Annotated in this window: 23 protein-coding genes, 1 tRNA gene and 1 pseudogene; 21 read left to right on the forward strand and 4 right to left on the reverse strand. The window is 57.0% G+C overall.

Annotation, left to right across the window (positions count from 1 at the left end; genetic code table 11):
• Positions 1 to 4 precede the first annotated feature (4 nt).
• The gene (locus tag AC3ZU9_RS02185) at positions 5 to 334 is read right to left on the reverse strand and encodes a hypothetical protein (RefSeq protein WP_064052067.1); all 330 of its coding nucleotides are present in this window, start codon (positions 332 to 334) and stop codon (positions 5 to 7) included.
• Positions 335 to 552: 218 nt separating this feature from the next.
• On the opposite strand from AC3ZU9_RS02185, the gene AC3ZU9_RS02190 reads away from it, so the two are divergent.
• Both AC3ZU9_RS02190 and AC3ZU9_RS02195 read left to right on the forward strand, forming a co-directional pair.
• Positions 553 to 1,449, forward strand: a complete 897-nt coding sequence (locus AC3ZU9_RS02190) for a hypothetical protein (protein ID WP_490090266.1) — start codon at positions 553 to 555, stop codon at positions 1,447 to 1,449.
• 30 nt (positions 1,450 to 1,479) lie between these two features.
• Positions 1,480 to 1,764, forward strand: coding sequence for a hypothetical protein (locus tag AC3ZU9_RS02195; RefSeq protein ID WP_015885776.1), 285 nt, complete (start codon positions 1,480 to 1,482; stop codon positions 1,762 to 1,764).
• Between the two features lie 108 nt (positions 1,765 to 1,872).
• On the opposite strand, the gene AC3ZU9_RS02200 is transcribed toward AC3ZU9_RS02195, so the two are convergent.
• Complete coding sequence (locus AC3ZU9_RS02200; RefSeq protein WP_015885775.1) at positions 1,873 to 2,253, reverse strand: cupin domain-containing protein; 381 nt, start codon at positions 2,251 to 2,253, stop codon at positions 1,873 to 1,875.
• A gap of 538 nt (positions 2,254 to 2,791) precedes the next feature.
• Here AC3ZU9_RS02200 and AC3ZU9_RS02205 point away from each other — a divergent pair.
• The 12 genes and pseudogenes from AC3ZU9_RS02205 (at position 2,792) to AC3ZU9_RS02260 (ending at position 17,837) form a co-directional block, all read left to right on the forward strand.
• On the forward strand, positions 2,792 to 3,703 hold the full coding sequence (locus AC3ZU9_RS02205; protein ID WP_370636472.1) for a methyl-accepting chemotaxis protein: 912 nt from the start codon (positions 2,792 to 2,794) through the stop codon (positions 3,701 to 3,703).
• 9 nt (positions 3,704 to 3,712) lie between these two features.
• Positions 3,713 to 4,081 (forward strand): response regulator, encoded by a 369-nt coding sequence (locus AC3ZU9_RS02210; protein WP_015885773.1) that lies wholly within the window; start codon positions 3,713 to 3,715, stop codon positions 4,079 to 4,081.
• Positions 4,082 to 4,104: 23 nt separating this feature from the next.
• Positions 4,105 to 4,392, forward strand: a complete 288-nt coding sequence (locus AC3ZU9_RS02215; protein ID WP_490090267.1) for an STAS domain-containing protein — start codon at positions 4,105 to 4,107, stop codon at positions 4,390 to 4,392.
• Positions 4,393 to 4,432: 40 nt separating this feature from the next.
• The gene (locus AC3ZU9_RS02220; RefSeq protein WP_490090268.1) at positions 4,433 to 6,472 is read left to right on the forward strand and encodes a chemotaxis protein CheA; all 2,040 of its coding nucleotides are present in this window, start codon (positions 4,433 to 4,435) and stop codon (positions 6,470 to 6,472) included.
• 29 nt (positions 6,473 to 6,501) lie between these two features.
• Positions 6,502 to 8,160, forward strand: a complete 1,659-nt coding sequence (locus AC3ZU9_RS02225) for a methyl-accepting chemotaxis protein (RefSeq protein WP_046035225.1) — start codon at positions 6,502 to 6,504, stop codon at positions 8,158 to 8,160.
• A gap of 39 nt (positions 8,161 to 8,199) precedes the next feature.
• Positions 8,200 to 8,739 carry a chemotaxis protein CheW gene (locus tag AC3ZU9_RS02230; RefSeq protein ID WP_046035226.1) on the forward strand — a complete coding sequence of 180 codons (540 nt, stop codon included), beginning with the start codon at positions 8,200 to 8,202 and terminating at the stop codon, positions 8,737 to 8,739.
• A gap of 9 nt (positions 8,740 to 8,748) precedes the next feature.
• A complete protein-coding gene (locus tag AC3ZU9_RS02235; RefSeq protein ID WP_490090269.1) occupies positions 8,749 to 9,558 on the forward strand; it encodes a CheR family methyltransferase in 810 nt (269 codons plus the stop codon).
• A complete protein-coding gene (cheD, locus tag AC3ZU9_RS02240) occupies positions 9,555 to 10,088 on the forward strand; it encodes a chemoreceptor glutamine deamidase CheD (RefSeq protein ID WP_015885767.1) in 534 nt (177 codons plus the stop codon). Before AC3ZU9_RS02235 ends, cheD begins: the two co-directional genes overlap by 4 nt.
• Positions 10,051 to 11,127 (forward strand): protein-glutamate methylesterase/protein-glutamine glutaminase, encoded by a 1,077-nt coding sequence (locus AC3ZU9_RS02245; RefSeq protein ID WP_046035228.1) that lies wholly within the window; start codon positions 10,051 to 10,053, stop codon positions 11,125 to 11,127. Before cheD ends, AC3ZU9_RS02245 begins: the two co-directional genes overlap by 38 nt.
• 1,044 nt (positions 11,128 to 12,171) lie before the next feature.
• Positions 12,172 to 12,561: pseudogene (locus AC3ZU9_RS02250) on the forward strand (TIR domain-containing protein).
• 148 nt (positions 12,562 to 12,709) lie between these two features.
• Positions 12,710 to 16,531 carry a hypothetical protein gene (locus tag AC3ZU9_RS02255; RefSeq protein WP_490090270.1) on the forward strand — a complete coding sequence of 1,274 codons (3,822 nt, stop codon included), beginning with the start codon at positions 12,710 to 12,712 and terminating at the stop codon, positions 16,529 to 16,531.
• A 997-nt stretch (positions 16,532 to 17,528) separates the two neighbouring features.
• Positions 17,529 to 17,837 (forward strand): DUF3077 domain-containing protein, encoded by a 309-nt coding sequence (locus AC3ZU9_RS02260; protein ID WP_250947282.1) that lies wholly within the window; start codon positions 17,529 to 17,531, stop codon positions 17,835 to 17,837.
• A gap of 164 nt (positions 17,838 to 18,001) precedes the next feature.
• Here the strand turns inward: AC3ZU9_RS02260 and AC3ZU9_RS02265 are convergent.
• Positions 18,002 to 18,086, reverse strand: a tRNA-Leu gene (locus tag AC3ZU9_RS02265).
• Positions 18,087 to 18,194: 108 nt separating this feature from the next.
• On the opposite strand from AC3ZU9_RS02265, the gene queA reads away from it, so the two are divergent.
• The 6 genes from queA (at position 18,195) to AC3ZU9_RS02295 (ending at position 24,269) form a co-directional block, all read left to right on the forward strand.
• The gene (queA, locus tag AC3ZU9_RS02270) at positions 18,195 to 19,244 is read left to right on the forward strand and encodes a tRNA preQ1(34) S-adenosylmethionine ribosyltransferase-isomerase QueA (RefSeq protein WP_015885754.1); all 1,050 of its coding nucleotides are present in this window, start codon (positions 18,195 to 18,197) and stop codon (positions 19,242 to 19,244) included.
• Positions 19,245 to 19,249: 5 nt separating this feature from the next.
• Positions 19,250 to 20,365, forward strand: a complete 1,116-nt coding sequence (gene tgt, locus AC3ZU9_RS02275) for a tRNA guanosine(34) transglycosylase Tgt (RefSeq protein ID WP_003175976.1) — start codon at positions 19,250 to 19,252, stop codon at positions 20,363 to 20,365.
• A 43-nt stretch (positions 20,366 to 20,408) separates the two neighbouring features.
• Positions 20,409 to 20,747: a preprotein translocase subunit YajC gene (gene yajC, locus AC3ZU9_RS02280; RefSeq protein WP_003175975.1), complete on the forward strand. Its 339-nt coding sequence runs from the start codon at positions 20,409 to 20,411 to the stop codon at positions 20,745 to 20,747.
• A gap of 62 nt (positions 20,748 to 20,809) precedes the next feature.
• Positions 20,810 to 22,678 (forward strand): protein translocase subunit SecD, encoded by a 1,869-nt coding sequence (secD, locus tag AC3ZU9_RS02285; protein WP_043205853.1) that lies wholly within the window; start codon positions 20,810 to 20,812, stop codon positions 22,676 to 22,678.
• A 9-nt stretch (positions 22,679 to 22,687) separates the two neighbouring features.
• Entirely contained in the window at positions 22,688 to 23,602 is a 915-nt protein-coding gene (secF, locus tag AC3ZU9_RS02290; protein ID WP_064053767.1) for a protein translocase subunit SecF, read from the forward strand.
• Between the two features lie 124 nt (positions 23,603 to 23,726).
• Positions 23,727 to 24,269, forward strand: a complete 543-nt coding sequence (locus AC3ZU9_RS02295) for a glycine zipper 2TM domain-containing protein (protein WP_015885750.1) — start codon at positions 23,727 to 23,729, stop codon at positions 24,267 to 24,269.
• A gap of 223 nt (positions 24,270 to 24,492) precedes the next feature.
• Here the strand turns inward: AC3ZU9_RS02295 and suhB are convergent, their stop codons facing one another.
• The gene (suhB, locus tag AC3ZU9_RS02300; RefSeq protein WP_015885749.1) at positions 24,493 to 25,308 is read right to left on the reverse strand and encodes a type III secretion system regulator SuhB; all 816 of its coding nucleotides are present in this window, start codon (positions 25,306 to 25,308) and stop codon (positions 24,493 to 24,495) included.
• A gap of 145 nt (positions 25,309 to 25,453) precedes the next feature.
• Between suhB and trmJ the strand changes: the two genes are divergently transcribed.
• Positions 25,454 to 26,224, forward strand: a complete 771-nt coding sequence (gene trmJ / locus AC3ZU9_RS02305; RefSeq protein WP_015885748.1) for a tRNA (cytosine(32)/uridine(32)-2'-O)-methyltransferase TrmJ — start codon at positions 25,454 to 25,456, stop codon at positions 26,222 to 26,224.
• The last annotated feature ends 2 nt before the right edge of the window (positions 26,225 to 26,226 follow it).

The following is a 26,226-nucleotide window of genomic DNA, read 5'->3' on the forward strand; positions in this document are numbered from 1 at the left end:
CGCGTTACAGAATGGCTTTCAGGTAATCCTTGAGTGCGTTGAGCGGGGCATTGAGTTCATCCAATGTCGACGCTTGGCGCACGCCCAGCGCCAAGCGCTGCAACTCGCGACCCATCACGGTATCGGCCCCGCCCAGTGCTTCAAGCGCTTGATCAACACATTCCGCGACTTTGGATTGAATCACCGCCAAATCCCTCTGCCGCACCAGCAGCCCGAATACCTCTCGCTCATACCCATCCATCACCGGATCGTCCCGCAAAACCGGGCTGCCGCCGTCCGTCTCGTGCACCAGCTTCAGTGCAAAAAGCGCAACCGCTTCCAGCGTCAACTCCATGGTCTTGGTTCCTAGGGCTTGGGGGAGGGCGATGATCACTGTTCTACGCAGGAAAAAAAAGACCCCAATACCGCGAACGGCCAGGCTCACGCCCCTGTGAAGTCATTTGCCCAAGGAACGATATTAATTAGCCATGTTCCAACTCGCCGTGCCAAGTGCACCCGGCCACCAGACGGACAGGGTGCAAGGCTTAACCCATTACAAGGACGCAAGCTCTCATGCAGTCATCCCCCACCCAAGCACCTTCGGCCACTGGCGAGCTGATCGCGAGTTTCCGCCACGGCAAGGGCTTCCTGATGTTCAGTTTGATATTCGGGGTTGTGTTGCTAGCCCTCGCCGGTTTTGTGCTGTACCTGGGCACGATCCTGCCACCGGGCAACGATGGCCCGGTCAACCTCCAGACATCCCGTGGCATGGCCTTGAACTTTGCCAACCCGCATACCCTGATCTACGCCACCAGCGCCTTGCTGGCCGTACTCGCCGTGGGCGTGTTTGCAGCCTACGTCTGGCACAAAAAACTGCGCGCCCCACGTTACAACGTGTTTGAGTTCGGTATCGAACGCATCATCAACGAGCAACGCGAGTACACGGCGTTTGCCGATATCGAAGACTTGTACTTGTTCGGCTCCGGGCAAACCGTGATGACCGGCATGATCACCAACCTGGCCTATCGCCGTAACGCGTCAGAGCCGTTTCATCGTGTGATTGAGAGCCTCAAGGGCTTTTACGAATTCCAGCAACTTGCGCGTGAGCTGCACGTTCGCGCACGCATGCCGGCAGTGATCGCGACGCTGGAGATGGGCGGGGCGGTGACGTTCAACTGCATCAGCTCGGGGCAGGTCTGGGGCAAGCGCATGAGTGGCAACTTCCTGAAAATCACCACCTCGCCAATCGTCGTCAGCCGCACATGCCTGGAGTACCAGGGCCGCAAAGTGCCAATGTCGTCGCTGCGCACCGTCGACCTCAACGCCTGGACGGAAAAAGTGGTGATCAAGGATGAAAGCGGCAAACCCGTGTTGTCGACCATCGCCACCGGCATTCTGAGCCACGACCTGTTCCTCAATACCCTCGATGCCGTGTTTGCGGCGCAACAACAAGCACGCGAGCTGGCTTGAGCCTGCTGCGTCACAACTGAGGATTAAACGATGATCTATCGCGGCGCAGGCTGGCTGACGTTGTTTACACCGGTGGCGATGGTGCTGCTATTGATGTGGCTGTGGCCCGACCCCAGCGTCAAACCCGGCAACACATCGCTGATGCAGGTGTTGCTCGGCTTCGGGGCGGGATCAGCGATCAACACCGTGCTGGGCTTTGTACTGAACCGACAACCGCACGCCGATGGCGTCCGCCACCACTTCTTTTTCATGCCGATGCAGTGGCCGGCACTGGTGATCACGGTGGCCTGCCTGCTGATTGCCTTGCTGAAATAACCCTGCCGGCCGCTCGCCCAGGGCGGCCGCGTCTCGACCCGTTCAAGGCTGACATGGGAAGACGCGTGAGTGTCTCGTAACAGTATGAGCGAGCAGGCGACGCCAGCCTCAGATCCACTGGTCATTCACAGCCGTACGCTCCCCACCTTCATGCCCGGTATTCAAAATGCCCCGTGGCTCGATCATCATCAGCTTGGCCTCGCCTTCTGCGGCTGTGCGGTGCGCTACGCCGCGAGGAACCACGTACAGCTCACCCGGTGCGACATAGACCGGGCCGTCTGGAAGGTCGATACGCAAGGTGCCGTCGAGTACCAGGAAGGCCTCATCGGTTTCGGGGTGGGAGTGCCAGATGAACTCGCCTTCGATGCGGACGACTTTGAATTGGTAGTCGTTCATCTGCGCGACGACGCGTGGGCTCCAGGGTTGGTCGATCAGGTCGGCTTTTTGGATGAGATTTATGGGTTTTGTCGGGGGCTGTGACTGAGACATGTCGGAGACTCTGCTGGTTAAGAGTCGTCAGGTTAGCGAACGAGGTATCAAGGGCGCTTGTACGATCCTGCAAGCAGCCTGAGCGTGTCGGCTGGCGTCACCTACACTTAACGCCCTGCTCAGTCACACACCGGTCATAAACCAGACGGAAGGCACTCACCAGTCCTAAAGTTGAGGCGCTAGGGGCGGATAAACTCTATGTTGATTACATCCGCAGCACTGTTCAAGGACCGAACCCATGCCCCAACGCTCATCCAGCCGCCTGCCCCCTTCCGTTTATCCTCGTTTCCGTTGGTTCGCCTTGGTCCCGGTCGTGCCGGCCGTTTTGTGGATACTCGTGCAATCAACCTCGCCAGCCAATCTGGTGGCTTGCACGGCACTGGTGATGATCGGCCTCGGTGCCTGTGCCTGGAGCGCGGTTTCACAGCGCAACGCACTGCAGCGAGCGATTGCGCAGGCGCAGGCGGACCAGTCAAGTGCGGATGTGCATAACGGCACGGCCTCTCGGGCACAGCTTGATGAGGTATTGCTGGGCGCCATGCCCATCTGGGCCAAGCAGGTGGAAAGCTCTCGCCATCAGACCGAAGAAGCGATTGTGAGCCTGGCGAACCGTTTCACCGGGATCGCCACACGCTTGCAGGAAACGGTACAAGCGTCGCAGCACGCGGCCGGCGAACTGGACGGACAGGCCGCCGACGGTGCGCTTGAGGTGCTGGCGCGCAGTGACAGCGAGTTGAGCCAGGTGATCAATTCGCTCAAGGCCACTCAAATCAGCCGTGACCAGACCCTGGCCCAAGTGCGCAGCCTGACCGCCTACACGGGCGAACTGCGCACCATGGCCGCTGATGTGGCGGCGATTGCCGCACAAACCAACCTGCTGGCCCTCAACGCGGCCATCGAAGCGGCGCGTGCCGGTGAGGCCGGTCGCGGCTTCGCGGTGGTAGCCGATGCGGTGCGCAGCCTGTCGAGTAAATCCAGTGAAACGGGCCAGCAGATGTCGGCCAAGGTCGACATCATCAATAACGCCATTACTCAATTGGTGCAGGCCGCGTCCAGCAGTGCCGACCAGGACAGCCATTCGGTGGCCGAGTCCGAAAACAGTATTCAGATGGTGCTCACACGCTTCCAGAACATCACTGGGCGTCTGGCCGAATCCGCCGACCTGCTCAAGCAGGAAAGCTATGGCATCCGGGATGAGATGACCGAAGTGTTGGTCAACCTGCAATTCCAGGACCGGGTCAGCCAGATCCTCAGTCACGTGCGCGACAACATGCACGCCCTGCATGACCATCTCCTGCAGGCCAACCAGACCCCGGACCAACCGATGGCCATCGACGCCCGCCAATGGCTGGCGCGCATGGAAACCACCTATGCCACCGACGAGCAACGGCGCCTCCATCATGGAGAGGCGGCGGTGCAGCAGAACGCTCAAGACATCACTTTCTTTTAGGAGTACATCATGGCGAAGAGTGTATTAGTGGTTGACGACTCCATCAGTGTGCGGCAAGTCGTCGGCATAGCCTTGAAAAGCGCCGGTTACGACGTGATCGAGGCCAGTGACGGCAAGGACGCCCTGAACAAGCTGACCGGGCAAAAAGTGCACCTGATCATCAGCGACGTGAACATGCCCAACATGGATGGCATCACCTTCGTCAAGGAGGTCAAGAAGCTGGCCAACTACAAGTTCACACCGATCATCATGCTGACCACCGAGTCTCAGGAATCGAAGAAGGCCGAAGGCCAGGCCGCGGGCGCCAAGGCGTGGGTGGTCAAGCCGTTCCAGCCGGCGCAGATGCTGGCGGCGGTCTCCAAATTGATCCTGCCCTGACACCCGGCGCCAGGGAGGCCAACATGCCGATCACTCACGAAACCATCGACGACACCGCCCATGTGGGCATCGACGGCGAACTCACGATCTACACCGTCGCTGAAATGGCAGGCGCGTTGTTGTCGCAGATGGGCGCGGCGCCGCGCCTGGAACTGGACCTGTCCCAGGTGACGGAAATGGATGGCGCCGGCCTGCAGTTGCTGGCAGTCATCCAGCGTGAAGCCGGCATTGCCGGCACCGCCTTGAGTGTGACCGGCCATAGCCATGCGGTCATGCAGGCGCTTCAACTGTGTCGCAGCGCCGCGCTTTAATCGGCACTGTCCCGTCCATTGATCGACAAGGAAAGTCCAGGTGAGCATCAATCTCGATCAGGCACTGCAGACCTTCATCGTCGAGGCGCGCGAGCTGCTGCATGCCATGGAGCAATCCCTGCTGCAGCTGGAAAGCGAGCCCGGCGACCAGGATGCAATCGGCGCGATTTTCCGCGCCGCGCACACCATCAAGGGATCCGCCGGACTGTTCGGCCTCGCGTCGATCGTGGGGTTCACGCATATCGTCGAAGACGTTCTCGACCGCCTGCGCGATGGCAGTGTGGCGGTGGACGCCGCCTTGATCGCGCTGCTGCTCAAGTGCGGCGACCACATGCTTGAACTGATCGACGTGGTCGCCAGCCGCGGTGAGGTGCCGACCCCGGCCGCGCTGGAGCGCGGTGAGACCTTGCGCGAGGCGCTGAGCGCCTATCAGCCGCTGCACAGCGCCACTGCCGACGTCGTACCCGCTGCGGTGGACGACGACACGGGGGCCGAAGTGCTTTGGCATATTTCTCTGCGTTTCGGCGTGGACGTGTTCCGTAATGGCATGGACCCGCTGTCGTTCCTGCGCTACCTCGATACGCTGGGGCAAATGGTGCAGGTCACCACGCTGACCGACAGCATCCCCGCCCTGGAGAACTGGGACCCGGAAAGCTGCTACCTGGGCTTCGAGATCGACCTGCGTTCGACGGCCAGCCATGCCACGCTCAACGAAGTGTTCGACTTCGTGCGCGACGACTGTGAGGTGCACATCAGCGCGGTCGACGAAACGCCCGAAAGCAGCGTCGCCCTCGGCAGTGACCTGATCGCGCAAGCCGAGCCAGGTCCGGCCCCCGCCTCGCTCCAGCGCCTGCCGGCGAACAGCGAGGCCAAAACCCGCGACGGCAGTTATGTGCGGGTCAACGCCGACAAGCTCGACGAGTTGATCAACCTGGTCGGCGAATTGGTGATCGCCAGCGCCGGCGCAAGCCTGTTGGCGCGCTCCTGTAACAACGACCCGCTGCAGGAGGCCACCTCGACGGTGTCGGGGCTGGTGGAAGAGATCCTCGATGGCGCCCTGCACCTGCGCATGATCCCTATTGGCGACACGTTCAACCGCTTCCGCCGCGTGGTGCGCGATGTCAGTCAGGAACTGGGCAAGGACATTGAGCTGATCATCAGCGGCGCGGAAACCGAGCTGGACAAGACCGTGGTTGAGAAGATCGGCGACCCGCTGATGCACCTGCTGCGCAACGCCATGGACCACGGTATCGAAAGCGCCGATGCGCGACGTTCGGCGGGCAAGTCGAGCAAGGGGCATCTGAGCCTCAATGCTTATCACGACTCCGGGAGCATCGTCATCGAAATCGCCGATGACGGCGCCGGTCTCAACCGCGACCGCATTCTGGAAAAAGCCGAGGAGCGCGGGCTGGTGGCCAGCGGCGCGGTGCTCACCGATCAGGAGGTCTACAACCTGATCTTCGAAGCGGGTTTCTCGACCGCCGAGGCCGTCACCAACCTGTCCGGGCGTGGCGTCGGCATGGACGTGGTCAAGCGCAATATCACACTGTTGCGCGGCACCGTGGACCTCGACAGCCGCCCCGGCCAGGGCACGATGGTACGCATTCGTTTGCCGCTGACCCTGGCGATCATCAATGGCTTCTTGGTCGGCATCGACCAATCCACCTACGTGATTCCGCTGGACATGGTCCAGGAATGCATCGAACTGGATGAACGCCAGCGCCAGTCCAGCCGCGACCAGGGCTATCTGGACCTGCGTGGCGAGGTGCTGCCACTGGTGGACCTGCGCGACCACTTCAGCCACGAAGGCCCGGCCGCGCGCCGTCAGAACGTGGTGGTGGTGCGCTATGCCGAGCACAAGGCCGGGCTGGTGGTCGATGACCTGCACGGCGAGTTCCAGACCGTGATCAAACCCCTGGGCAAGCTGTTCGGCGCACTGCGTGGTATCAGTGGCTCGACCATCCTGGGCAGCGGCGCGGTGGCCCTGATCCTGGATGTACCTGCACTGCTCAATCAAATCGTACAACTGGAAGCCCGCACGGCTCAGGCGCCTCAATCGCCAACGTTCGTCGCCCGCTGACGTCTTTGCAATTCCATGGAGGTTCCCCGATGAAATGGTTCTACGATCTTAAAATTTCCACCAAGCTGATCAGCTCGTTCCTGGTGGTCCTGGCGCTGACCGGGGCCATGGGCGCCTTCGCGATCCTTCAGCTGGGTGCCGTCAACCAGGCCGCCCAGGACATCAAGGGCAACTGGATGCCCTCCATGCGCGCAGCGGCAGGCATGCGTTTTTTTGCCGCCAACTATCGCTTGAAAGAAAACCGCCACATCAGTACCGAGATTGCCGAAGAAAAGGTCCAGGCCGAACGCGAAGCCATCGAGGCGCGCCAGCAGTTCGAAACCCGCATGCAGACCTACGAGCAATTGTTGTCGAACGATGAAGATCGTCAACTCATGCTCAGCGTGAAAAGCGCATGGGACGCCTACATTGCGAGCAGCAAGCAGGTACTGGAGTTTTCCCGTCAGAACGAGGAAGCCCAGGCGCGCAGTTTGCTCAGGGGAGAATCCAAAGGGCATTTCGATGAGGTGACCAGCCGCCTGCAGAAAATGGTCGAGCTCAATGACGCCGGTGCGACTGCCGCGGGTGACAAGGGCTCGGTGCTGTATGAAAGCTCACGCATGTCGATCATCGCGGTACTGGTCGCGTCCCTATTGATCGGTCTGGGCCTGGCGATATTCATCGCGCGGATCATTTCCCGCCCGTTGCGCCAAGCTGCCAGCGCCGCCGAGCAATTGGCCGAAGGCAACCTTAACGCGCACATCGAGCCAGGTGGCAAAGATGAAACCGGCCTGGTGCTCAACGCCATGCGTAACATGGTCGGCAAGCTCGCACATATCATCGGCGAAGTGCGTAACGCCGCCGATAACCTCGCCAGCGCCTCCGAACAGGTCAGCGCCACCGCGCAATCGATGAGCCAGGCCACCAGTGAGCAGGCCGCCAGTGTCGAGGAAACCAGTGCGTCGGTCGAGCAGATGAGCGCCAGCATCAACCAAAACACCGAAAACGCCAAGGTCACTGATGGCATGGCCAGCAAAGCGGCCAAGGAAGCCACCGAGGGCGGCGAATCGGTACAGCAGACGGTGGTGGCGATGAAGAAAATCGCCCAGCGCATCAGCATCATCGATGACATCGCCTACCAGACCAATCTGCTCGCGCTCAATGCCGCCATCGAGGCCGCTCGGGCCGGCGAGCACGGCAAGGGTTTCGCCGTGGTGGCCGCCGAAGTGCGCAAGCTGGCCGAACGCAGTCAGGTAGCCGCCCAGGAAATCGGCGAACTGTCCTCCAGCAGCGTGGAAATGGCCGAGAAAGCCGGCAAGTTGCTCGACGAAATGGTGCCTTCCATCAACAAGACGTCCGACCTTGTGCAGGAAATCAGCGCTGCATCCGAAGAACAGGCCGCCGGTGTCGCGCAGATCAACACGGCGATGACCCAGCTCAACCAAGTGACCCAGCAAAACGCCTCGAGCAGCGAGGAACTGGCGGCCACGGCCGAAGAAATGAGCAGCCAGGCCGAGCAACTGCAACAGGCCATGAGTTTCTTCGTGCTGGATTCCGCGTCCAAGGTCGCGGGTCAAAGCGCCGGCGCGGACAGCCCTGGCAGCACGCCCAACCGTCAGCCGCCACGCCCTAAACCAACGGCGCCGCGCAAGGCGTTCGCCTACACCATGGCCAGTGCCCCGGACGAATCGGACTTCACCCGCTTCTGATCGCACGATCGATGCGCGCCTACAAGGGAGAGTAGTGACATGGGTGCAGTAATGACGACTCGGCAGACCGCGGTGGCGGTCGATGAGGATGCGCAGTACCTGACCTTCATGCTGGGCGGCGAAATGTTCGCCATCGGCATCCTGGGGATCAAGGAAATTATCGAATACGGCAGCCTGACCGTGGTGCCGATGATGCCGTCTTTTGTGCGCGGGGTGATCAACCTGCGCGGCGCGGTGGTGCCGGTGGTGGACTTGTCGGCACGCTTTGGTCGGGCCAACTCAGCTATCACCCGGCGCTCCTGCGTGATCATCATCGAGGCGAGTACCGAGGACGGTCAGCCACAGGACATCGGGCTGCTGGTCGATACGGTGTCTGCCGTGCAAGAGATTCCGGCCACGCAGATCGAACCGCCCCCCAGCTTCGGTGCGCGAATTCGCGCCGATTTCATCAGTGGCATGGCCAAGGTCGACGGTAAATTCGTGATCGTGCTGGAAGTGGACAAGGTGCTGTCCATCGACGAGATGTCCAGCCTGGCCGAGGCCGGCCAGGCGCCAGCCCCTGACCTCGACCCGCGTTGAGGCTCGATCATGTCAGACACCGTCTCCATCGACGATCGTGAATTCGGTCAGTTCCAGGCCTGGCTGTACCGCGCGGCCGGCATCAACCTGTCGCCGGCCAAGAAAGCCTTGGTGGCCGGTCGCCTGTTCAAACGCCTCAAGCACTATGAGCTGCAGAGCTATGGTGAGTATTTCAAGCTGATCATGAATGACCAGCGCAAGGGCGAACTGCAGGTTGCGCTGGATTTGCTGACCACCAACGAAACCTATTTTTTTCGCGAGCCCAAGCACTTCGACTTCCTGCGTCAGCACGTGCTGCCCCAGGCCGCGCCGGGCCGGATGTTTCGCGTGTGGAGTGCGGCCAGTTCCACGGGTGAAGAACCCTACAGCCTGGCGATGACCCTGGCCGAAAGCCTCGGCACCACGCCCTGGGAAGTGATCGGCTCGGACATCAGCTCCCAAGTGCTGGCCAAGGCGCGCACAGGGCATTACTCAATGGAACGCATCGAGACATTGCCCCAGCCGCTGCTGGTCAAGTATTGCCTCAAGGGCGTTGGTCGCCAGGAGGGCACCGTCCTGATCGACAAGGCCTTGCGCAGCCGCGTCAATTTTGTCCAGGTCAACCTTAACGAAGCGCTGCCGGTTCTGGGGGAATTTGAGGTGATCTTCCTGCGCAACGTGATGATTTATTTCGATCAGCAGACCAAGAGCCAGGTGGTCGCGCGTCTGTTGCCGCTGCTCAAACCCGGTGGTTACTTGATCATCAGCCACTCGGAAAGCCTCCACGGTGTCAATGACACCTTGAAGCTGGTGGCACCGTCGATTTACCGCAAGCCATGAAAAAGCCTGTGGGTACGACCGAAGTGATATTGGCGCCTGGCCAAGTCAGCTTTGCGACGCGGCCGACGCGCCTGCGTACCTTGCTCGGCTCCTGCGTGGCGATCACCTTTTGGCATCCGCAACGGCTGATCGGCGGCATGTGTCACTTCATGCTGCCGGGGCGCCTGCGCAAGCATCAACCCCTGGATGGCAGGTATGCCGACGAAGCCCTGGAACTGCTGCTGCGCCACGCGCAAGTCAATGGCACGCATGCACGGGATTACCAGGTCAAGTTGTTCGGCGGCGGCGAGATGTTTCCTGATCTGCACCGCCGCCTGCCGACGCAGGACGTGGCCAGCCTGAATATTCGCGCAGCGCTGGCCCTGGCCGAGCGCTATCACCTGCACCTGACAGCCCAGGACATGGGCAGTACCGGTTACCGCACGATCATGTTCGACCTGTGGAACGGCAACGTCTGGGTTCGGCACCAACCAATGGGATTACTTCAAGAAGATGCCTACCAAAAAAATCAGTGTGCTGGTGGTCGATGATTCGGCCGTGGTGCGCCAGGTACTGCTGGCGATTCTCAGCGATACGCCGGATATCCACGTCATGGGTGCCGCGTCCGACCCAATTTTCGCCATGGACAAACTCGCTCGAGAATGGCCGGATGTGATCGTGCTGGACGTCGAAATGCCGCGCATGGACGGCATCACGTTTCTCAAGAAAATCATGAGCGAGCGGCCGACGCCGGTGGTGATCTGTTCCTCGCTGACCCAGAAAGGCGCCGAAACCTCCCTGCAGGCGCTGTCGGCGGGCGCAGTGGAAATCATCACCAAGCCCTCAACCGGTTTAAAGAGTTTCCTGATTGAGTCGGCGGCCGAGTTGGTGGCAGCGATCCGGGCCGCAGCGAACTCCAACGTCAAGAACCTGGGAAAGCGCAGCGTCAGCCCGCCATTGACCCCGGCCAGCAAGCTCAGTGCCGATGCGATCCTGCCTGCCGGCAATGGCCATGCCATGGCCCAGACCACCGAGCGTATCGTCGCCATCGGCACCTCCACCGGCGGCACCCAAGCGCTGGAAGCCGTGCTGACGGCACTGCCGCGCGTGTGTCCAGGTATGGTTATCGTGCAGCACATGCCCGAGAAGTTCACCGCTTCGTTCGCCGAGCGCCTCAACAGCGTCTGCGCGATCGAGGTGCGCGAAGCACGCAATAACGACCGTATCCTGCCCGGCCTGGCCCTGATCGCACCGGGCGGCAAGCACCTGATGGTCACCCGCAGCGGCGCCTATTATCACGCTCAGGTTATCGATGGACCGCTGGTCAACCGGCACCGGCCTTCCGTGGATGTGCTATTTCGCTCGGTGGCCCGGTTCGCCGGCAGGAATGCCACCGGCATCATCATGACGGGCATGGGCGACGATGGCGCACGCGGGCTCAAAGAAATGCTTGAGGCCGGGGCCGCGACAGTCGCCCAGGACGAAGCCAGTTGCGTGGTGTTCGGCATGCCCAAGGAAGCCATCAAGCTCAACGCCGCTCAGCGCATCATGGCGTTGGAGGATATTTATCTGGCGATCTTGCATAAGTGAAGGTGGATGTTGGGCTGAGGTGAGAATTTTCTTCCTCCGAACGCTCGTAACGCTCCGGGCGGTTCACCGGACATTGCTCGCCACAGGTATTCGATGGTTGGCGCTTTTTGTGCGCGCATGTCTGTGGCCTGTCGCTGTGTGTGGGAGAGCTTTGGGTTTGCCGGGGTCGTATTGTCCCGGTTTCTCAGCCCGCGCAGAACTGCTGTCCGTTCGCATGAGAAAGGAGCGTGGCCGTTTTCGATATTTGCCGGATGAGGTGGTGGAGGAGGGGGACGCGGCGGGTGTGTAGGGAGGTGGTTTGAGGGTATGGGGCTGGCGCTGTCGCAGTTCAGGTCAGCTCCCACAGGGGATTGTGTTTGAGCTTAATAATGGGCGCTGAGCAGTGAGTCAACTGACCACCCACTTTTTTAAGATGGTGCCCGAGGGAGCCTGTAGGGCACCATATAAACCTTAGCTTGCAGCAAGGTTTTATGGTCAGGGATACATGCAGAGATACAGCCTGATGGATACTGGCACATTTCCCATTATGGAATAATGCCTTCACCACTTAAAGGAGTATGTCCTCGATGGCTCGAGCTAAGCCCCCAGCGATGGCAACTGCTGTAAAGCCTCAACCGTCCCGTCAAAATATTGAGCGAGAAATCGATCGACTCCAAGATCGAATTTCTGAGCTTGAAGCATTTGAGGTGAACACAGTTCGTTGCGGTAATACGCGCGAGCTTGAAGGTCTAGAGATAGCCATCAAGGACACCTTGGTACGATGTTTTGGCGAAACACATCCACCTACAACCATTTTCAAGGTGCTGCTCAGTTCACGTGCTACCCACGGTTCTGGGCGGGTGACGTCTCGCCCGATTACATTGCGCCGATCGAGAAGCACATCAAGACAGCTATCGCTCTCCTAAATCAAGCCCCGCGGACGTTGAGAGAGGATCTTGCAGACGTTGTGCTCGAATTCGACGGCACTACTTCTACATTGGCCGTTTATGAAGCGCTCTCAGGCGCGTGTTCGTGGTTCATGGCCATGATGATGGTTCACGCGAAATGGTTGCTCGTTTTCTCGAAAGAATTGGTTTTGAAGCCGTCATTTTGCATGAGCAAGCAAACCGGGGGAGAACCGTCATCGAGAAAGTAGAGGCATACGGTGATGTTGGATTTGCTGTGGTGCTGCTCACTCCTGATGATGAGGGCTGCGTTCGTGGGGGAACACCCGAGCCACGTGCTCGGTAAAATGTGATCCTAGAGCTCGGATATTTCATTGGTCGACTTGGGCGAGGGAAAGTCTACGCGCTCAAGCGAGGGACATTGAAAATTCCGACTGATTACGCTGGAGTGGTTTATGAATCGATGGAGGGTAATTGGAAGCAGGCGTTGGGCCGGGAACTTCAAGAAACCGGATACGATATTGATTGGAACAAAGTAATGAAATCATGATGGTCGATTCCAATTATTAGTCTACTTTTATTAAAGCTATAAATTGATCATGTAAGAGTGCTTAAAAAGCTAAATATAGCCGTAGACTGGTCCATGCGCAGGATGCATCGGCAGTGGGTCCGAAAATAATCTTTAAAAGAGTGCTTTCATGAAGTTTTTTGAACTCGATCCGGCTGATATATCTGATCTTACCGACGGCGACCTAAGAGAGTTGGTGGCGAGATTGTGTGAAGCAGAGTTGTCTCGACAAGAAATACAGCCTTCTTGTGTATTTTGGGGAGGCGCTCAAGAGGCTCCGGATGGTGGATTGGATGTGTATGTTAGGGGGGCAGGAAGTCTCACGAAGCCGGGTTTTGTGGTTCGAGATAATACAGGGTTTCAAGTAAAGAAAAATAGCATGGGCAAGGCTGCATGTAGGAAGGAAATGCTATATAAAGGGCAGCCAAAGGAAATTATTAATAACTTGGCAGGCAAGAATGGCGCTTACATAATTGTAAGTGGGAAAGATGACTGCACCGATAAAATGCTTTCTGAACGTGTAGCGGGCATGAAGGCAGCACTTGTTGATTTAAGGGATAAAAATAATCTAGTCGTCGATTTTTACGGTAGGGATCGCTTAGCCGTTTGGCTACGGCAACATCCTGGCGTTGGTTTATGGGTTCGATCAAAATTAGGTAAACAATTATCAGGCTGGCTTCCATTTGGCCGATGGACGTCCGCTCCTGCTGGCTCTGATGATTTCCTACAGGATGAACACCCCTGCATTCTGGATAAAAGTTCTGGTATGGCGGACCCTGTGTCATTACTAGATGGGATAAATTTGGTACGTAAGCAGCTTCGCGCCGCTGGGAGCGTAGTACGTATTACTGGCCTGTCGGGAGTCGGGAAAACACGTTTTGCTCAGGCACTATTTGAGTCAAATGTTGGCAAAGATGTGATTCCTTCGACCGATGTGATCTATGCAGATTTGGGTGATGAGATCTCTCCTTCTGCCTCAGAGTTGGTTTCCTATCTGATTGCTAATAATTTTTGCGCCTATGTTGTGCTAGATAATTGTCCTCCTGATGTTCATCGAAGGTTGCAGAAGCTGATTTTTAAAGGTGATGTAAAACTAAGTTTATTAACTATTGAGTATGATATTTCTGATGACCACCCAGAAGAAACTATGGTGTTCCATATTGAGCCATCTAGTGAGGGAAACGTTTCAAAGTTAGTGCAGAAACGATTTCCAAATCTGGGGCCGCCTAATGCCGATAAGGTATCAGAGTTTGCCGGAGGTAACGCCCGTATTGCATTAGCCTTGGCTGACCGGGTAAAGGCAGGTGAAACACTTTCAAATTTTACTGATGAGGAACTGTTTTATCGTTTGTTTACCCAGCGAAAGGAAAGCAGTGAAAATTTAATGGAGCATGCTGCGATTTTATCGCTTGTATATTCATTCAATGTGGACTCGGCGTTATTGAATAACGAACTGGAGGTTTTGGCTTTAATTGGTGGAACGAGGCGACGCGAACTATATAAATCTCACGCAGAGTTGTTGAGGCGACAACTGTCACAAAAACGCGGAGATTGGCGTGCCGTGCTTCCACATGCTCTTGCCAATCGGTTGGCAAAGCGAGCTTTGGAGGATATTTCAGTAGATGAGATAAATTCTGAGCTGTTTAAGCCTGAGAATTCACGGCTATTAGTGTCATGTGCGCACAGAATTGGTTATTTGCACGATATTGACCTTGCTTATGATTTGGCGAGTTCTTGGGTTAGGCCTGGAGGGCCTTTGCAGGATATAGCAACTTGTAACGACGAACAGTTGAAGACTTTGGAATATATAGCTCCGGTATTTCCTGTTGTGGTTCTCAATGCAATTGATTTGGCGTCGAATGAGAAGGGGTTTGCATCTAGGGAAAATAAGTTTTTCAGTCGCTTTGTCAATTTGTTATGTAAAATTGCTTATGATGAAAGTCTGTTTGATAGAGCTGTGCAGGTTATATTGAAGTTTGCTGAGTCTGAGAAGGTTGATGAGAATAACAATAGTATTGTTGGTAGGCTTGATCAGTTGTTTTCTCTTTATTTGTCAGGAACTAATGCGCCGCCTTCGCTACGGCAGAAAGTTGCTGGGCAGCTAATAGTTTCGAGTAATGGTCGTCATCAGGAAATTGCGGAAAATTTATTTGACTCTGCTTTTCAAGTTTCTAATTGGTCATCTTCAGCTAGTTTTAATTTTGGTGCGAGGACTAGAACTTATGGTTGGGTCCCAGCAAATCAGAGTGAAGTCCAGGCTTGGTATAGAGGGTTTATCAAGCAACTTCACCCTTGTTTGGAATCTACAGATAAAAAAGCACAGTCACTCGCGAAAACTCTAATTGCAAGGCATTTTATGGGGTTGTGGGCCTTCGCGGGATGCATTGAAGAATTGGAGGAAGTGATTAAAAAGTATGGCGCTGAAGGGAATTGGACTGAAATTTGGAGATCCATACAGCGGACCATTAAATTTCGTGGTAAAAGTTTTGGCGGTAAGCTTTTACTTCGCTTGGAAGCGCTGGAAAAATTGACGGCTCCTATGGGAGTTAATGCTGAGATTGAGGCTTATGCACTAACCAATACTTGGGATCAGTCGGAAAGTTTTTCAGATAATTATACCGCGCAAGTGGATGCGATTCATGAGAGGGTTATTTTATTAGGTGTCCGCGCTGCGTCGGACTACAGGCTACTCGAATCAATCGGAAATAAGTTGTGGAGTAAACAAATCGATTCACTTCGGTTGTTTGGTAAAGGGCTTGCGCGAGGGAGTAGTGACCCGTATGAAATGTTTGAGTATCTTCTGCAATTGATGAGAGACCAAAAGCAGGAAACTATAGAGCCAGGATTATTCGCAGGCTTTATTAATGAGGTGTACTCCGCAGATATTGAATGTGCTCGCTTCATTCTGCAATGCGTACTTGAGGCACCTGAGCTTTCTCCTTATTTCATATTTTTGCTGTGCGCCAGCCCTATAGATGATTGGGGCATCCAGAAGCTTATTTTATTAGCTGACAGTAAAGAGGTAGATGCGTGGCGCTTTCGACAGCTTGGACATGGCCAAGCTCACAGCAATATTTCCGACTCTGATTTATGTTGCATATTAACATCCATTAATAGGTTGGATTGCGGAGTTCTGACTTCGCTGGATATCTTAGGTATGAGGTTTTTTGCTGAGAAGGGTAATAGCTATTCTCCGTCGGATGAGTTGGTATCTATAGGGACTAACTCACTCCATGTTCTTTTGACGATGCATAGAAATGAAATTAAAGGCCTCCCCAGTCATAGCATCGATTTAGTGTTAGCTGTTTGTCTTTCAGACTCTGTGATAACTACTAAAATTGTCGAGATCATAGATGTGCTATACGAGGGGTTGATGTCGTATCGTTTATATAATTTTGAAATTTTAAATGTGATCAAAACTGTTGTTAGAAATTTTCCAGAATTGTTGCTGGATAGAATTTTTCGAAAAGATAGGCCTGTCGAACAAGCGGTTCATGTGTTTTTTAAAGATAGGGTTTCTGGAGAGGCTTCTCCGTTAAACTCTGTGCCTGTCCATCGGCTAATTAGTTGGTGTGAGAGGGATGAACAAAAATTTCAGTTTGTCGTTTCTGCGTTAACTGTGTATTTGCCGGTTGCTGATAGTCTCCAGAATATTGATCCTCCAAAAGGTTTTTTGATTAGCGAGCATGCACTAGCGGTATTGGCGGTAGCTGCTAATAAAGCCGACATTATAGAAGTGTTCTTTGAAAAGATTTACCCTGGCTCATGGACGAATTCATTGGCTGATATTTTAGAGTTGAGGGCGAAAGCTTTTTCAGCGCTTTTAGATTTTTCAATGGTAGAAGTGCGTGTTGTAGTGGAAGAGAAAAATATTCTTGCTGGGAAGTTCATTAAGGCTCAGCGAGAAAAAGAGGCTAGTCAAGATTTAACACGCGAGCAGCGTTTTGAGTGATTTGGTACACCTCATGCCAGCGTGGCAGTAACTCCTTTATAAAGACGGACATCTCTACGGAAGTCTCAGCTAGAGGAAAGCTGCGAGTCTGATAACCCGTGTAGGGGCCCCCCCTTAGGGAGGACCGGTAAAATCTGACCGTACGACTCCTTCGCCTGGGAGGAGTCGGACACATCAGATCGGCGGATCTGGAGCGATCCGTCGCGTCCGTTCGCGCTGACGGTTCACGCCGTGAAAAGGGGCTAGGGGAACGCTAAATCCAAAGGTAGCGAAAACGCGGTATTCCACGTGTTCCAGAAACGCTAGCCGCCAAGTAAATAAAGGCTTCAGAGGTGGAACACCAAATGCGATAAACCGGAACACCAGTAATGCGGAACACGTTTGGTGTTCCGCGGGTGATGCTCTGGTTTAGGGGGGAGCGTCACGACTGGTAGTCACGACGCGGGCAATCAAGCGGTGATCAGTTGCTCAATGGAAAACACACCTGCCTTCGCAGCGACCGTATCTTCATTGATGGTCATCGGTCCGAACGGTACGAGCAGTGGTACGTAGAGGTCAATCGCGTAATCGGGTCAGTGCACTACTTTCCTCTTCCTAATGCCCGCAGCCCTCCAGGCTGGCCACCGGAAATCTCTCGCCACAGATACTAACTTTCATCTCCAGCCGCTCCTGAGCTACTTTTCCTCCGTCGCTTCCAACCCAGCGACCGGACTTGAGAATCCGAGAAACAATAGGCGCATAGGCGCCACCATCCATTAGACTGTTGGCGCTTTTTTGTGCCCGCATGTCTGTGTCATGGTGGCTATGCGTGGGAGACCTTCGGGTCTGCCGGGTTCCTATTGTCCCGGTTTCTCAGCCCGCGCATAGCTGCCACCCATTCGCATGAGAAACGAACGTGGTAGCTCTCTACATTAGGAGCTTGAGCAATGAACGTTTCTGATAGGTCGTACCCTCGTAATCCCACAACCCACACCTCCGCCCACTTGGGAGGTGCCCAATGATCAACCCACCTCTCAACAAAACCCTCGGCGTCATCACCTTCTCCAGCTGCGGCAAACAGCCCAGCCTCCACCACCTATTCCGCGTCAATTCCGGCGTACCCATTCGCGATGCCCTTGAGCATGCCTCCGAGCTTCTCCATTGTTCAAAAATGCTGGCATTGGATGCAGCCATGGACAAAGGTGCAGATCGCTATGCATGGGCGGCACATTATTTGGGGGAGATGGCGAAGGCGGTGGTGGATGATTTGGCGAATGGGATGTTGCCGAATGGGGTGGCGGAGGAGGGGGATTCGGTTGAGGTATAGGCAGGTGGTTTGACGGTGTTGGGGCTGGCGCAATCGCAGGCAAGCCAGCTCCCACATTTGGACTGTGTTTCAGGTTGGAAGTGGGCGGTGGGGGATGAATCCGCTGGTGCCACTTTTCTACAGGCGAAAAAAAAGACCTTGAATTTCAAGGTCTTTTTTTAAGATGGTGCCCCGAGGGAGACTCGAACTCCCACTCCTTTCGAAAACGGATTTTGAATCCGCCGCGTCTACCAATTCCGCCATCAGGGCTCAATGGCGGCGAAGTATAGAGATGAGATTACCGTTGGTCAATCACGTTTCATGGTCAATTTTGACTATTTCCGCTAGACTTCCCGGCCCTGCTAGACGAACCCCATCATGCGCGTTGCTGACTTTACTTTTGAGCTCCCTGATTCGCTGATCGCTCGCCACCCTTTGGCCGAGCGTCGCGCCAGTCGACTGCTGACCCTGGACGGGGTAAGCGGTGCCCTCGCACACCGTCAATTCACTGATTTGCTTGAGCATTTGCGCCCAGGCGACTTGATGGTGTTCAACAATACCCGGGTGATTCCGGCGCGGCTGTTTGGCCAGAAAGCTTCTGGCGGCAAGCTGGAAATTCTGGTGGAGCGGGTGCTGGACAGCCATCGTGTGCTGGCCCATGTGCGCTCCAGCAAGTCGCCGAAACCGGGCTCTTCGATCTTGATCGATGGCGGTGGCGAAGCCGAGATGGTGGCGCGGCATGATGCGCTGTTCGAGCTCAAGTTCGCCGAAGAGGTGTTGCCGTTGCTGGAGCGCGTCGGCCATATGCCGTTGCCTCCTTATATAGACCGCCCCGACGAAGACTCGGACCGCGAGCGCTATCAGACGGTGTACTCCCAGCGTCTGGGTGCCGTCGCCGCACCGACTGCCGGGCTGCATTTCGACCAGCCGCTGCTGGATGCGATTGCGGCCAAGGGCGTCGAGACCGCCTATGTGACCCTGCACGTGGGGGCCGGCACGTTTCAGCCGGTGCGTGTGGATAACATCGAAGACCACCATATGCACAGCGAGTGGCTGGAAGTCAGTCAGGACGTCGTGGATGCGGTTGAAGCGTGCAAGGCGCGCGGCGGGCGGGTGATTGCCGTGGGTACCACCAGCGTGCGCTCGCTGGAGAGTGCGGCGCGTGATGGCGTGCTCAAGCCGTTCAGTGGCGACACCGATATCTTTATCTACCCAGGTCGGCCGTTCCATGTGGTCGATTGCCTGGTCACCAACTTCCATTTGCCGGAATCCACGCTGTTGATGCTGGTGTCGGCATTTGCCGGTTATCCCGAGACCATGGCCGCTTATCAAGCCGCCATCGACAATGGGTACCGTTTTTTCAGCTACGGTGATGCGATGTTTATCACCCGTAATCCGGCGCCACGCGGCCCAGAGGAACAACTATGAGTCGTATGTCGTTTGAATTGCTCGCCACTGACGGCAAAGCCCGTCGTGGTCGCCTGACGTTCCCGCGCGGCACCGTCGAGACCCCGGCGTTCATGCCCGTGGGCACTTACGGCACTGTCAAAGGCATGCTGCCGCGCGACATCGTCGCCACCGGCGCCGAGATCATCCTCGGCAACACCTTCCACCTGTGGCTGCGCCCAGGCACGGAAGTGATCAAGAAGCATGGCGACCTGCATGACTTCATGAAGTGGCAAGGCCCGATCCTGACCGACTCGGGTGGTTTCCAGGTGTTCAGCCTGGGTGCCATGCGCAAGATCAAGGAGGAGGGCGTGACCTTCGCCTCGCCTGTGGACGGTTCCAAGGTGTTCATGGGCCCGGAAGAGTCGATGCAGGTGCAGCGCGACCTGGGCTCCGACATCGTGATGATTTTCGACGAATGCACGCCGTACCCGGCTGACGAAGACGTCGCGCGGATTTCCATGGAGTTGTCCCTGCGTTGGGCCCAGCGTTCGAAGAATGCCCATGGCGACAACACGGCGGCGCTGTTCGGTATCGTCCAGGGCGGCATGCATGAAAGCCTGCGTAAACGCTCGTTGGAGGGCCTCGACAAAATCGGTTTTGACGGCCTGGCCATCGGCGGTCTGTCGGTGGGCGAGCCCAAGCACGAGATGATCAAGGTGCTGGATTACCTGCCGGGCCTGATGCCTGCTGACAAACCTCGTTACCTTATGGGCGTTGGCAAACCGGAAGATCTCGTAGAGGGTGTGCGCCGCGGTGTGGACATGTTCGATTGCGTGATGCCAACCCGTAATGCCCGCAATGGGCATCTGTTCATCGATACAGGCGTGCTGAAGATCCGTAACGCGTTCCATCGCCATGATGATTCGCCGCTGGATCCCACCTGTGACTGCTACACCTGCCAGAACTTCTCCCGTGCTTATCTGCACCATCTGGACAAGTGCGGGGAAATGCTGGGTAGCATGTTGAATACCATCCACAATTTGCGTCACTACCAAGTCCTGATGGCTGGTTTGCGCGAGGCTATTCAACAGGGTACATTGGCCGCCTTCGTCGATGCCTTCTATGCCAAGCGCGGGCTCCCTGTGCCGCCCTTGGACTGAGTTTTCCGACCCTAAGATTCACTATTTGCAACTGGAGTGCTAAATGAGCTTTTTTATCTCTAACGCCATGGCTGATGCCGCTGCGCCTGCTGCTGCCGGCCCTATGGGCGGTGGTTTCGAGTGGATTTTCCTGGTCGGTTTCCTGGTCATCTTCTACCTGATGATCTGGCGTCCACAGGCCAAGCGCGCCAAAGAGCAGAAAAACCTGCTGGGCAGCCTGCAGAAAGGTGACGAAGTTGTAACCACCGGCGGCATCGCCGGCAAGATCACCAAGGTTTCCGATGCTTTCGTGGTGCTGGAAGTCTCTGACACCGTCGAAATGAAGTTCCAGAAAGGCGCCATCGCCGCCACGCTGCCTAAAGGCACGCTGAAAGCGATCTAAGTAACAACCTTTACCAATCGACGGGGCGCGCAAGGCGCCCCGCGTTATAAGCGGGCGGCGTGATGCTGAACAAATACCCTCTGTGGAAATACGTACTGATCCTGGCGGTGCTGGCGATCGGTTTTATTTATTCCGCTCCCAATCTCTATCCTGATGACCCTGCGATCCAGATCACGGGCGCCAGCACTTCGCTGCAAGTCAATCAGGCTGACCTGGAACGCGCGAGCAAAGCGCTGACCGATGCCGGTATCCAGGTTAAAGCGGCAACATTGGCAGCTGATGCGAAGGGCGGCTTGTTGCGCCTGACCAAGCAAGAAGACCAATTGCCGGCCAAAGATGTCGTGCGCAAGGCCATGGGCGACGACTACGTGGTCGCGCTCAACCTGGCACAGACCACACCCGCCTGGCTGCGCAGCATTGGCGCGCACCCGATGAAGCTGGGTCTGGACTTGTCCGGTGGTGTGCACTTCCTGCTGGAAGTCGACATGGACAAAGCCCTCGACGCGCGCCTGAAAGTCTACGAAGGCGACGTGAAGAGCCTGCTGCGTAAAGAGAAACTGCGTTATCGCAGCCTGCCGCAGCTCAACGGTGCCATCCAGCTGGGCTTCGCTGACGAAGCTTCCCGCGAACAGGCCCGCGCGCTGATCCGCAAGAACTTCAACGATTTCGATATCGTCCCGGCTGACCTCAATGGCCAGGCTGTACTGCGTCTGGCGATGAGCCCGGCGAAGATCGCGGAAATCCGTGAATACTCGATCAAGCAGAACTTGACCACGGTCCGTAACCGCGTCAACGAGCTGGGTGTGGCCGAGCCGATCGTGCAGCGCCAGGGCGCCAACCGCATCGTGGTTGAGCTGCCGGGCGTACAGGACACCGCTGAAGCCAAGCGTATCCTCGGTAAAACCGCCAACCTGGAATTCCGCTTGGCGGCTGAGCCGGGTGCTACCCGCGCCACTTCCGAAGAGTTTGAGTTCCGTGAAGGCAACCGTCCTCCTGCGTTGATCGAGCGTGGCTTGATCATCACCGGTGACCAGGTAACTGACGCCAAGGCCGGTTTCGGCGAGCACGGTACACCTGAAGTGAACATCCGCCTGGATGGCCATGGCGGCGAACTGATGAGCCGCGCCACGCGCAGCAACGTCGGTCGTAGCATGGCGGTGATCTTCATCGAGCAACGCCCGGTGACCACCTACACCAAGCAGATGGTCAACGGCGTCGAGAAAGACGTGCCGGTACAGACCTTCAAGGAAGAGAAGAAGATCATCAGCCTGGCGACCATCCAGTCGCCGCTGGGTGCTCAATTCCGTATCACTGGCCTGAACGGCCAGGGCGAGTCCTCGGAACTGGCCTTGCTGCTGCGTGCTGGCGGCCTGGCTGCGCCGATGTACTTCGCTGAAGAACGTACCATCGGCCCGAGCCTGGGTGCGGACAACATCACCAAGGGTGTCGATGCCGCCTTGTGGGGCATGCTGTTTGTGTCGCTGTTCATCATCGCCATCTACCGCTTCTTTGGCATCATCGCCACCGTGGCCCTGGCGGGCAACATGGTGATGCTGCTGGCCTTGATGTCGCTGCTGGGCGCTACGCTGACCCTGCCAGGCATCGCCGGTATCGTACTCACCATGGGTATGGCGGTGGACGCCAACGTACTGATCTTCTCGCGGATCCGTGAAGAGATCGCTGCGGGCATGACCGTACAGCGCGCAATCAACGAAGGCTTCGGCCGGGCATTTACCGCGATTCTCGACTCCAACCTGACCACATTGCTGGTCGGCGGGATTCTCTTTGCCATGGGCACCGGCCCGGTCAAAGGTTTTGCGGTAACCATGTCCCTCGGTATCTTTACCTCGATGTTCACGGCCATCATGGTGACCCGCGCAATGGTCAACCTGATCTTTGGCGGGCGTGACTTCAAGAAGTTGTGGATTTAAGGGGCTGCCATGTTACGTACAATCAACTTCATGGGCGTTCGCAACATTGCGTTCGGCGTCACCGTGCTCCTTACCGTTCTGGCGTTGTTCAGCTGGTTCCATAAGGGTCTGAACTACGGGCTGGACTTCACCGGCGGTACGCTCATCGAGCTGACCTACGAGAAGCCGGCCGACGTTACCTTGGTGCGCAGCGAGCTGGTCAAGGCCGGCTACCACGAGGCCGTGGTGCAGAGCTTCGGTGCCACCACCGACCTGCTGGTGCGTATGCCTGGCGAAGACCCGCAACTGGGTCACCAGGTTGCCGAGGCCTTGCAGAAGGTCGGCGGCGACAACCCAGCGTCGGTCAAGCGCGTCGAGTTCGTGGGCCCGCAAGTCGGTGAAGAGCTGCGCGACCAAGGCGGCCTCGGCATGCTGATGGCGCTGGTCGGCATCATGATCTACCTGGCGTTCCGCTTTCAGTGGAAGTTCGGTGTCGGCGCCATTGTGTCGCTGATCCACGACGTGATCGTGACCGTGGGTATCCTGGCGTACTTCCAGATTACCTTCGACCTGACCGTGCTGGCGGCGGTGCTGGCGATCATTGGTTACTCCCTCAACGACACCATCGTGGTATTCGACCGGGTTCGTGAGAACTTCCGGGTACTGCGCAAGGCAACGTTGGTCGAGAACATCAACATCTCCACCACCCAGACCCTGCTGCGGACCATGGCGACGTCGATCTCCACCTTGCTGGCGATTGCGGCACTGATGATCTTCGGTGGCGACAACCTGTGGGGCTTCTCCCTGGCGCTGTTTATCGGCGTGCTGGCGGGTACCTACTCGTCGATCTACATCGCCAACGTGGTGCTGATCTGGCTGAACCTCAGCAGCGAAGACTTGATCCCTCCTGCCGCTACCGGCAAGGAGGTCGACGACCGCCCTTGATGGGGTGTCGTTGACTTGCTGTTACAAAGAAGGCACGAGGATTGAACTCGTGCCTTTTTTTTTGCTCCAAGGCTGGGTATAGCGCGGATCGTTCGGTCCGTTTGTGATGGTCAGGAGGTTCAACGTGAACAAGTCGTTACTGGTTGGTGCGGTATTGGGTGCTGTCGGTGTGACTGCCGGGGGTGCTGTTGCCACCTACAGCCTGGTAAAAAGCGGCCCTGAGTATGCGCAAGTGCTGGCGGTGCAGCCGGTGAAAACCCAGATTAAAACGCCGCGTGAGGTCTGCAAGGACGTCGCCGTGACTCGGCAGAAGCCCGTGCAGGATCAGCACCAGATCGTCGGTACGGTGGTCGGTGCACTGGCCGGTGGCCTATTGGGTAACCAGGTCGGTGGCGGTAACGGTAAGAAGCTGGCTACCGTAGCCGGTGCGGTCGGTGGCGGTTATGCCGGTAACAAGGTTCAGGAAGGTATGCAGAACCGCGATACCTACACCACCACGCAAACCCGTTGTAACACCGTCAACGACATCAGCGACAAGGTTGTCGGTTATGACGTGCGTTACACCTTGGATGGCAAGGAAGGCTCGGTGCGTATGGACCGTGATCCAGGCGGCCAGATTCCGGTCGACAAGGAAGGCCGCTTGGTGCTGGGCCAGAACCAGCAGTAATCTCAAGCCTGGTACAGATGCAAAAAATTATGTGAGTTCAAAATGTGGGAGGGGGCTTGCCCCCGATAGCGGTGGATCAGTCAGCTTGTTAGGTGCTGACCCACTGCAATCGGGGGCAAGCCCCCTCCCACAATTGATTTGTGTTGTTGCTGGAGTCGCGGCAAACCTCAAATCCCAGGCATAAAAAAAGCACCCCTCGGGGTGCTTTTTTGTGCCTGCTCGCTTAGCGCTTCAGCGAAGCTGGCAGGTGCGGCTGGATCGCCGTCAGTACTGCCTTGAAGCATTTGGTGTTGCCGGCAACCACGTGGCCTTTTTCAAGGAAGTCGTGACCGCCGGTGAAGTCGCTCACCAAACCGCCTGCTTCCTGGATCAGCAGCGCGCCTGCAGCCATGTCCCACTCGGACAGGCCCGACTCCCAGAACGCATCAAAACGACCGGCAGCTACGTACGCCAGGTCCAGGCTTGCCGCGCCAGCGCGACGGATGCCGGCGGTCTGGCCAACCAGGGCGCGGAACATGCCCAGGTAGTTTTCCAGGTTGTCCATCTGGTCGTCACGGAACGGGAAACCGGTACCCAGCAGGGCGCCGTCCAGGCTGGTACGACCGCTGACGCGCAGGCGGCGACCATTGAGTTGGGCGCCACGGCCACGGCTGGCGGTAAATTCTTCCTGGCGGACCGGGTCCAGCACAACGGCGTGTTCCAGGCGGCCACGGTATTTGCACGCGATGCTCACGGCAAAGTGCGGGATGCCGCGCAGGAAGTTGGTGGTGCCATCCAGTGGGTCGATGATCCACAGGTAGTCTTCGCCTTCGCCGCTGCCTTTGTGCATACCGGTTTCTTCACCGAGGATGCCGTGGGTAGGGTAGGCCTTGCGCAGAGCGTCGATGATTTTCTGTTCGGCGGCGCGATCCACCTCGGATACGTAATCCTTGGCGTCTTTTTCGTCGACCTTGATGGTATCCAGGCGCTCGATGGAGCGGAAGATCAATTCACTGGCGCTGCGGGCGGCGCGCAGCGCGATATTCAGCATGGGCTGCATGGATGTGTCACCTAAGGTTGTTAAAGAAAGCCGAGCATTCTAGCAGAAACTTTCTTCAGGTGAAGGACGACGTTAGCTTTCATGGCATAACCTTAGGCTGTTCTGTAAGATTTGCTCCCCTTTCCCGTGTCCGAGAGCGCCTCCCTTGCTGCAAAACATTCGTGTCGTCTTGGTCAATACCAGTCATCCCGGCAACATCGGCGGGGTGGCGCGAGCCATGAAGAACATGGGGCTGACGCGCCTGGTGCTGGTCGAACCGCGTCTGTTCCCGCACCACGAGGCTGATGCCCGTGCGTCCGGCGCCAATGACATCCTGGAAAAAGCCCAGGTCGTCGCCACCCTGGAAGACGCCCTGGTCGGCTGCAACCTGGTACTCGGCACCAGTGCGCGCGACCGGCGCATCCCCTGGCCGCTGCTGGATCCGCGCGAATGCGGCACAAAAGTGGTGGAAGAGGCGGCCGGCGGCGCTGAAATCGCCCTGGTGTTCGGCCGTGAAGACTCCGGCCTCACCAATGAAGAGCTGCAGCGATGTCATTACCACGTGCACATTCCATCAGACCCTGACTTCAGTTCGCTGAACCTCGGGGCAGCGGTGCAGGTGTTGAGTTACGAAGTGCGCATGGCCTGGCTGGCCGCTGAAGGGCAGCCGAGCAAGGTCGAGAAGGATGAAGTGGCGTCGATCAAAAGTGGCGAGTTGGCCACGATGGACGAGCTGGAGCGGTTTTATGAGCACCTGGAGCAAACCCTGGTGGCCATCGAATTCCTCGATCCGGAAAAACCACGGCACTTGATGGCGCGCCTGCGCCGCCTGTACGGGCGCAGCTCGGTCAGCCGGGCGGAAATGAATATATTGCGTGGCATCCTCACGGAAACCCAGAAAGCGGCCCGTGGCGAGCTTCTTAAGCGGAAGGATTAAAA

The sequence above is a fragment of the Pseudomonas sp. A39 genome, from assembly GCF_058145955.1.

Bases quoted from the DNA above. Each gene is read 5' to 3' on its own strand.
- AC3ZU9_RS02195 (WP_015885776.1), top strand. From the start codon at position 1,480: ATGATCTATCGCGGCGCAGGCTGGCTGACGTTGTTTACACCGGTGGCG.
- queA (WP_015885754.1), top strand. From the start codon at position 18,195: ATGCGCGTTGCTGACTTTACTTTTGAGCTCCCTGATTCGCTGATCGCT.
- tgt (WP_003175976.1), top strand. From the start codon at position 19,250: ATGTCGTTTGAATTGCTCGCCACTGACGGCAAAGCCCGTCGTGGTCGC.
- AC3ZU9_RS02225 (WP_046035225.1), top strand. From the start codon at position 6,502: ATGAAATGGTTCTACGATCTTAAAATTTCCACCAAGCTGATCAGCTCG.
- secD (WP_043205853.1), top strand. From the start codon at position 20,810: ATGCTGAACAAATACCCTCTGTGGAAATACGTACTGATCCTGGCGGTG.
- AC3ZU9_RS02235 (WP_490090269.1), top strand. From the start codon at position 8,749: ATGTCAGACACCGTCTCCATCGACGATCGTGAATTCGGTCAGTTCCAG.
- AC3ZU9_RS02190 (WP_490090266.1), top strand. From the start codon at position 553: ATGCAGTCATCCCCCACCCAAGCACCTTCGGCCACTGGCGAGCTGATC.
- AC3ZU9_RS02205 (WP_370636472.1), top strand. From the start codon at position 2,792: ATGCCCATCTGGGCCAAGCAGGTGGAAAGCTCTCGCCATCAGACCGAA.
- secF (WP_064053767.1), top strand. From the start codon at position 22,688: ATGTTACGTACAATCAACTTCATGGGCGTTCGCAACATTGCGTTCGGC.
- cheD (WP_015885767.1), top strand. From the start codon at position 9,555: ATGAAAAAGCCTGTGGGTACGACCGAAGTGATATTGGCGCCTGGCCAA.
- yajC (WP_003175975.1), top strand. From the start codon at position 20,409: ATGAGCTTTTTTATCTCTAACGCCATGGCTGATGCCGCTGCGCCTGCT.
- suhB (WP_015885749.1), bottom strand. From the start codon at position 25,308: ATGCAGCCCATGCTGAATATCGCGCTGCGCGCCGCCCGCAGCGCCAGT.
- AC3ZU9_RS02185 (WP_064052067.1), bottom strand. From the start codon at position 334: ATGGAGTTGACGCTGGAAGCGGTTGCGCTTTTTGCACTGAAGCTGGTG.
- AC3ZU9_RS02215 (WP_490090267.1), top strand. From the start codon at position 4,105: ATGCCGATCACTCACGAAACCATCGACGACACCGCCCATGTGGGCATC.
- AC3ZU9_RS02255 (WP_490090270.1), top strand. From the start codon at position 12,710: ATGAAGTTTTTTGAACTCGATCCGGCTGATATATCTGATCTTACCGAC.
- AC3ZU9_RS02230 (WP_046035226.1), top strand. From the start codon at position 8,200: ATGGGTGCAGTAATGACGACTCGGCAGACCGCGGTGGCGGTCGATGAG.
- AC3ZU9_RS02245 (WP_046035228.1), top strand. From the start codon at position 10,051: ATGCCTACCAAAAAAATCAGTGTGCTGGTGGTCGATGATTCGGCCGTG.
- AC3ZU9_RS02260 (WP_250947282.1), top strand. From the start codon at position 17,529: ATGATCAACCCACCTCTCAACAAAACCCTCGGCGTCATCACCTTCTCC.
- AC3ZU9_RS02200 (WP_015885775.1), bottom strand. From the start codon at position 2,253: ATGTCTCAGTCACAGCCCCCGACAAAACCCATAAATCTCATCCAAAAA.
- AC3ZU9_RS02210 (WP_015885773.1), top strand. From the start codon at position 3,713: ATGGCGAAGAGTGTATTAGTGGTTGACGACTCCATCAGTGTGCGGCAA.